This is a genomic window from Pseudonocardia sp. (assembly GCF_050246655.1).
GTDB lineage: Bacteria > Actinomycetota > Actinomycetes > Mycobacteriales > Pseudonocardiaceae > Pseudonocardia.
Genome location: NZ_JBFWVQ010000178.1, coordinates 1 through 7,552, shown reverse-complemented (window position 1 = coordinate 7,552; position 7,552 = coordinate 1). Strand labels below are relative to the sequence as shown.

The window sequence follows — 7,552 nt, the reverse complement described above, 5'->3', positions numbered from 1 at the left end:
CGAGGACCGCGGCGGGCCAGCTGAACCGCGCGGACAGCACCGGGCCGTCGACGGTGTCGACGGTGACGGCGTTGACCTCCAGCGCGCGCGGCAGCGGCATCCGCGGGTCGCGGTCCTCGCCGACCACCGTCGCGTCGTGGACGGTCGACCAGTCCGCCCCGGACCCGGCGGCGAACCGGCCGAGGTAGTTGAACAGCAGCGCCGGGGCGACCGCGAGATCCGGACACCCCGCCAGGTAGCGCGACGCGCCGTAGCACAGGCCGTTGCGCGGCACCGCGCGCAGCTGTTCCTTGACCGCCTTCACCACGGCGGCCAGCCGGGGACCGCCGGTGGGGACCTCCTCCCCCGGCGGCAGGCCCGTGTCGAGGACGACCGGGTACAGCGTCGTGAACCAGCCGACCGTGCGGGACAGGTCGAGCGCCTGGCCCCCCGCCGCCGGATCACGCAGCAGCATCTCGGCCTCCCGGCCGTGCCCCTCCAGCTCCACCAGGAGGCGGGGGCCCGCCTGCGCACCGCGCCAGCGCTGCACCGCCAGCGCCAACGCCGCCACCAGCGCGTCGTTCACGCCGCCGTGGATCGCGGCGGGCACGCTGCCCAGCAGCGGCTCGGTGAGCGCGCTCGGCAGCGTCACCGTCAGCGCCCGCTCCGTCGCGACCGTGTCGACGGCCGGGTCCAGCGGGCGGCGCCCGATCACCGGGTTCGCCGCGGCCGCCTGCTCGCGCCAGAAGGCGAGGTCGGCGTCGAACACCCCCTCCACGGCCGCGTCGGCCAGCGCGCAGGACCACTCGCGGAACGAGGTCGGCGTCGGGTCCGGGGAGCCGCCCTCCCACAGCCGCCGCAGGTCCTCGACCAGGATCCGCAGCGACACCCCGTCCACCACGACGTGATGGACGACCAGCAGGAGCCTGCCCTGCCGCTCGCGGCCGCGGTCCAGCCAGACGAACCCGGCCATCCGCCCGGAGCCGGCGTCCAGCCGGGCCGCGGCGGCTGCGGTCTCGCGGCGCGTCCTCTCGTCGAGATCCTCGTCCGCGCCGCACCGCACGTGCGTGACGGCGGGCGCCGGGACCTGCGCGGGCACCGTGACCGTGGGCCGTCCGTCCGGACCGGTGCGGACCACCGCGCGCAGCATCTCGTGGCGGCCGAGCAGGCCCGCGGCCATCGCGGTGAGGCGGTCCAGGGTCAGCGCGGCCGGGCTGTGCACGGCGATGGACTGGTAGAAGCCCGCCGACGGGCCCGTCTCGAACAGCCACTCGACGACCGGCGTGGCGGGCATCTCCCCGACCGCGTCGACGGTCACGACGCGTTCCGCGGCCTCGACGCCGCGTGCGGCCACCGCCAGCGCCGCGGGGGTGCGCAGCTCGAAGACCTCCCGCGGCCGCACGACGAGCCCGGCACGGCGCGCCCTGCTGACCACCCCGATCGCGACGATGCTGTCCCCGCCGAGGGTGAAGAAGTCGTCGTCGGGGCCGACCTCGGCGAGCCCCAGGACCTCGGCGAAGATCGCGCACAGCGTCCGTTCCCGCGGGGTCCGCGCGGCCCGACCGCCGGTGGCGCCCTCCGGGCGGCGCGGTTCGGGCAGCGCGCGGCGGTCCACCTTCCCGTTCGGCGTCAGCGGGAGCGCGTCCAGCACCGTGAACGTCGTGGGCACCATGTACTCGGGGAGCCGGTCGGCACACCACCGGCGCAGCTCGTCCTCGGTCACGGCACCGCTGCCGGGGGCCGCGACGAGCGCGTAGGCGGCCAGGTACTTCGTCCCGGCGGCGATCTCGCGGGCGGTCACCACCGCCTGCCGGACCCCCGGGTGGGTGGCCAGCACCGCCTCGACCTCCTCGAGCTCCAGGCGCATCCCGCGGATCTTCACCTGGTTGTCGGCCCGGCCGAGGAACTCCAGCGACCCGTCGTCGTGCCAGCGGGCGAGGTCGCCCGTGCGGTAGAGGCGGGAGCCGCCCGCGGGGTCGAACGGGTTCGCGACGAAGCGGGCGGCCGTCATGCCCGGCGCGTTGACGTAGCCGCGGCCGAGCAGGAAGCCGGCCGCGTACAGCTCCCCGCCGACCCCGACGGGGACCGGCCGCAGCTGCTCGTCGAGCACGTAGAGCTGGGTGCTGGGGTTGGGCCGCCCGATGGACGTGGCGATCCGCTCGGCGTCGTCGCGGTAGATCACGTGCGAGACGCCGATCGTTGCCTCGGCGGGCCCGTAGCCGTGGTACAGGGTGGTCGTGAGCTGGTCGCGGAAGCGCTCGAACAGCTCCGGGGTCAGCACCTCGCCGCCGCACCACACGTGCTTGAGCCCTTGCAGCTTCGCCGTGCCGCGCGACATCTCCAGCAACACGTCGAGCATCGAGGAGACCAGGTAGACGAACGTGACGCCCTCGGTGGCGATGAGCTCGAGCAGGTACTGGGGGTCGCGGTCGCCACCGGGCTCCGCGACGACGACGTAGCCGCCGGAGACCAGCGGCAGCAGGATCTCGTTGACCGAGATGTCGAACGACAGCGGCGCCTTGAACAACGCCGCGTCCCCCGGCCCGAAGCGCAGGATCTTCTCGACCTGCCACAGCAGCCGGTTGCAGATCGCCTCGTGGCGGATCATGGCCCCCTTGGGCCTGCCCGTCGAGCCCGAGGTGAACATCACGTAGGCCAGGCGCTGTGGCTCGATGGTCACCGCGGGCGCGCGGGTGGGCAGGTGCGCGTAGGACCAGTCGCCGAGATCGGCGACGACGGCGGGCACGGACGCAACGGCACCGGACGGGCCGGTCACCGCGAGCACGGCGCCCGCGTCGTCGAGCACCTGGCGACGGCGCTGCTCGGGCCACTCGGGGTCGACGGGCACGAAGGCACCGCCCGCGACCATGATCGCCAGCACCGCGACGACCATCTCGGCCGACCGGGGCAGCTGCACGGCGACGACCTGCTCCGGGGTGAGCCCACGGTGCAGCAGGTGGTGGGCCAGCTGGTACACCCGGTCGGCCAACTCGCGGTAGGTGAGCTGCACCGCGCGCCCGCCCGCCGTGCCCCCGCCGCCCGCGACCAGCGCCAGACCGTCGGGGTACGCCCGCACCGACCGGGCGAAGAGCTCCGCGACAGTCGTGGTGTGTGACGGCAGCGTCGAGTCGTTCCATCCGGCCAGCACCTCGAGGCGTGCCGCCAGGGTGTCTGCCGAATCCCGGTCGATGGACATACCGCTCCCACGAGTTGTTGCGACGAGGCGTTTTGGGCTGCTAGTGCTCGGGTGTGGCTCCGGCGGTGGCGCGCGAGCGCCACGCGCCCCACAGCTGGGCGTAGCGCCCACCGGCGGAGAGCAGATCGAGATGGGCTCCGCACTCGACGACGCGTCCGTGCTCCAGCACGACGACGCGGTCCGCGGCCGCGGCCTGGGTGAGCCGGTGGGCCACGATCAACGTCGTGCGCCCTGCCGTGGCGGCTGCGGCTGCCTCCTCCAGCCCGCGCGCACCGAGGCTGCCCGCCTCGGCCGTCGCCTCGTCGAGGATCGCCACCGCCGGGTCGGCCAGCACGAGCCGAGCCAGCGCGAGCTGCTGCGCCTGGGCCGCGGTGAGGTCGCGACCGCCCTCGCCGACCGGCGTCTCGACGCCCTCGGGCAGCGCCTCCACCCAGTCCCACGCGCCGACGCGGACCAGGGCCGCGCGCACCTGCTCGACCGTCGCGTCCGGGCGGCCCAGCCGGATGTCCTCGACGAGGGGCCCGGCGAAGACGTGCACCTCCTGGCTGACGATGGCCACCTGCGTGCGCACGTGGTCGGTGCCGAGCTCGCACAGCGGCACCCCGCCCAGGCGCACCGAGCCCGCGGAGGGGGCGAGCTGGCCCGCGGCGATGGCCGCCAGGGTCGTCTTGCCTGCGCCGGTCGAACCGACGAGGGCGAGCCGCTGCCCCGGCTCGATGCGCAGGGACACCCCGTGCAGCACGGGGACACCGGGCTCGTAGCCGAACTCGATGTCGGAGAGCTCCAGGGCGGAGTCGGCCGGACGGCGGGACGGGCCCGCGGCGCCCGACGCCTCCCGTGGGATACCCACGACACCGACCAGCCGCGCCAGGCTCGCGCCCGCCGACTGCACCTCGTCGAAGCTGTGCAGCACCGTGCCGACCGGGTCGAACAGCCGGTGGAACAGCAGCGCGGCCGCGGTCGCCGCGCCGACGGTGACCATCCCCTGGCGGACCAGCACGAAGCCGGTGATCAGCACCACCGACAACCCGACGAACTCGGCCCGGTTGGTACGCCCGACGAACCGGGTGAACAGCGTGACGATCCCGATCGACAGATCCCGGGCCCGGACGGCCGCGGCGTCGATGTCGGCGAGGTGCTCGCGCTCCAGGCGGTAGGCGTGCACGGTCCGCGCGCCGACCATGCTCTCCATGAGCGCCTGCGAGCGGGCGGCGACGGCTTTGCGCTCGTCGGCGTACATCGGGGCGGAGCGCGGCAGGTACCAGCACAGGCCGAGGACGTACAGCGGGACGGCGGCCAGCCCCGCGAGCCCCAGCCGCCAGTCCAGGCCCGCCATCGCGACGATCCCGAGCACTCCCACCAGCAGCGAGGAGATGACCTTGGGCAGGACGTCGGTGACGGCCCGGCCGATGGCGTTGACGTCGTCGCCGATGCGCGAGAGCAGGTCGCCCTTGCCCGCCTTCTCGATCACGGCGTTGGGCAGTGTCATCGCCCGCTGCATGACCCGCTCGCGCAGCGTCGCGAGGATCTGCTCGCCGAGGCTGCTGGTCAGGTACGACGCCACGCCGGAGCTGACGCCGCCGACGACCGCCGCGACGACCAGGACGCCCGCGATGACGGCGATCGACGACGCGGGCTCCTGGGCGCTGACCCGATCCACGAGCTCACCGAAGACGTAGGGCGGCAGCACCGTCATCGCCGCCGCGAGCAGGCCGATCGCGAGCGTGCCCGCCGTGAGCAGGCGGTGGTGGCGCAGCTGGCCGAACAGCCACGCCCACGACGCGCGCGGGCCTGCGATCGGGAGCAGCGTGCCGTTCCCGGTTCCCTGGGCCGAGCTCATCAGCGCAGCACCGCCTTCCGGTACGCGCCGTCGTGCTCGGCCAGTTCGTCGTGGGTTCCGCTGACGCGGACCCGCCCGTCGTCGATCACCACGACGCGGTCCGCGGTCGCGAGCAGGATCGGGCTGCAGGTCACGAGGATGGTGGTGCAGCCCTGCCCCGCCCCGTGGCGCAGCGCGGACAGGCCGCGGGCCACCGCGTGCTCGGTCACCGGGTCGACCGCGGTCGTGGGGTCGTGCAGCACCAGCACCGACGGGCGGGCGTACAGCGCGCGGGCCAGCGCCAGCCGCTGCCGTTGCCCACCGGACAGGCTCGCGCCCCGCTCGGTGACGGGCGTGTCCAGCCCGCCGGTGTGGGCGTTCACCACGTCCTGCGCGGCCGAGGCGGACAGCACGCGGTCCAGGAAGGCCGGGTCGGCGCCCGCAGCGTCGCCGACCACGATGTTCGAACCCACGGTGCCCGTGAAGATGTCGGTGTGGTGCGGCTCGACCAGCACCGCGGCCCGCGCCGCACCGGGCCCGACGGAGGCCAGGTCGACCCCGCCGACCGAGATCGTGCCGAGGTAGTCCTCGGCGGCGATCTGCCCGGACAGCGCCGTCACCAGCGCCTCGGCGTCGGCGGCCTGCGGCGCGACGACGCCGACCAGCTCACCGGGACGCACCGAGAGATCCAGCCCGTCCAGGCTCCCGTGGCGCAGCCCCACGACGTCCAAGCCGTGCGGTGGCGCGCCGAGGGGGCGCCGCCCGTCCGGCACCCGCGGCGGCGCGGACAGCACCCGCGCCACCCGGTTGGCCGAGGCCCGGGCCTCGGCGATCCAGCTGGGCACCACGGTCAGCTGCGCGAGCGGGTCGACGAGGAACTGCGCCAAGCCGATCACCGTGACGAACTGCCCGATGCTGATCACGCCGTCGAGCGCGAGCCAGCCCGCGGCGATGGCGATGCCGGCCGCGAGCAGGTTGCTGAGCGTCGCCGAGATCCCCTCGAAGCCGCGCTGGGTGAGCGCCGCGCGCAGGGTCGCCCGCAACGATCGGCGGCTGACCTCGCGGTAGCGCTGCGCGGCCGCGTCCTGCGCCCCGATCCCGCGCAACGGGCGCAGGCCCGCGACGAGGTCGGTGGCCACCGCGGCCGCCCGCCCGGCCGTCTCCTGCTGGTGCTCGATCCGCCGCGCGATGACCGGTGCGCTGAAGTGCAGCACCAGCAGCACCACCGGCGTCCCCAGCACGACGGCGAGGCCGAGCGGGACGTTGATCGTCAGCAGGATGACCGCGCACACGGTCGTCGCCGTCAGGGAGGCGACGATCCGGGGGATGTAGTCGAGCATGTAGGACGTGTTGTCGGCGTCGCTGCTGGAGATCGACAGCAGCTCGCCGCTGCGCAGGTCCGTGCGGATGCCCCGGGGCTGGAGGATCTTCCCCGCGACCTCGACGCGCAGCGTGCAGCCCTCGCCCGCCTCCGCGTAGGTGAGCAGCCGGGCGCCGAAGCGCCACATCAGCGACAGCACCAGGAACAGGACGGCGAGCACCCCGATCCACAGCGCCAGCTCGCGGACGTCACCCGTCGCCACCGCGCGGTCGATGATCACCCCGATCACCACAGGAACCAGCGCCTCGCAGATCTGGTGCCCGCCGTACATCGCGGAACCCGTGGTGAGCCAGCGTCGGTTGCGGACGATCCCACCGATCAGGACCTTCGAACCAGTCGTCTCGGTAGCCATCTACGCGACGCGTCCGGCAGCGGCCCGCGACGGCGAATGAATCAGGGAAAGGGCCGTTTCGGTGGATCGCATCCCGTGGATCACGGACCGCTCCCCGAAGGCGTGCGCCATCGTTCCTACGGACATTTCCGCCCTTCTCAAGATTTAGGTTAGGCTACCCTGCTGCTCGTCGGCGGCACAGCCCTCGACGAACATCATCTCCGGTCGGCCCGACAGCGGCATCGTCGCCGCGGTCCACCCACTCGCGCTTCCTCCAACGGCTGAACGGGGGAGCGCAGCGGGCACCTACAGCAGTGTCTACCCTGCCAACCGGAGGCAATGCTAGCCTCAGCTAACTTCGCGAAGGGGTGTTGATGCAACTGAGCCACAGAGGTCTCACCGACGGAGACCGCACGTCCCCGGGCACCGTACGCAGCCGGACCGGTGCCATCGTCGCGGTATTTCTCGCCGTCCTCGCGATGGTCGTCGGCTGCAGCTCCACGCCGCCCCCCGCACCTGTCGACGAGTCCGTCACCGTCACGCACAAGTTCGGTGAGACGAAGATTCCCGCCAATCCCACGAACGTCGTCACCGTCGGCTGGAACGACCAGGACTTCGTGCTCGCCCTGGATGTGGTTCCGGTCGCGACCCGCGAGTGGTTCGACAACTACAACGACTTCCCCTGGGTCAAGGAGGCGACCGGCGGAAAGGGCGTCACGACCCTCGGCGGGGACGGGATCGACTACGAGTCGATCGCCGCGGCGAAGCCGGACCTCATCTTCGCGATCTACGAGACGATCGACAAGCCGACCTACGACCGGCTGTCCCAGATCGCGCCCACGGTGA

Annotated in this window: 4 protein-coding genes; 1 reads left to right on the top strand and 3 read right to left on the bottom strand. The window is 73.5% G+C overall.

Annotated features, from left to right (window positions below; all coding sequences use genetic code 11):
* The 3 genes from AB7J25_RS29200 to AB7J25_RS29190 form a co-directional block, all read right to left on the bottom strand.
* Window positions 1–3,175, bottom strand: a 3,175-nt coding sequence (locus AB7J25_RS29200) for an amino acid adenylation domain-containing protein (RefSeq protein WP_428514348.1), incomplete at its 3' end; no start/stop codon positions are given.
* Window positions 3,176–3,215: 40 nt separating this feature from the next.
* A complete protein-coding gene (locus AB7J25_RS29195; protein WP_428514346.1) occupies window positions 3,216–5,015 on the bottom strand; it encodes an ABC transporter ATP-binding protein in 1,800 nt (599 codons plus the stop codon).
* Window positions 5,015–6,727 (bottom strand): ABC transporter ATP-binding protein, encoded by a 1,713-nt coding sequence (locus AB7J25_RS29190; RefSeq protein WP_428514344.1) that lies wholly within the window; start codon window positions 6,725–6,727, stop codon window positions 5,015–5,017. The genes AB7J25_RS29195 and AB7J25_RS29190 overlap by 1 nt, the downstream gene beginning before the upstream one ends.
* 353 nt (window positions 6,728–7,080) lie before the next feature.
* Here AB7J25_RS29190 and AB7J25_RS29185 point away from each other — a divergent pair.
* Window positions 7,081–7,552 (top strand): ABC transporter substrate-binding protein (locus AB7J25_RS29185; protein ID WP_428514342.1); only part of this gene is annotated, 472 nt, incomplete at its 3' end.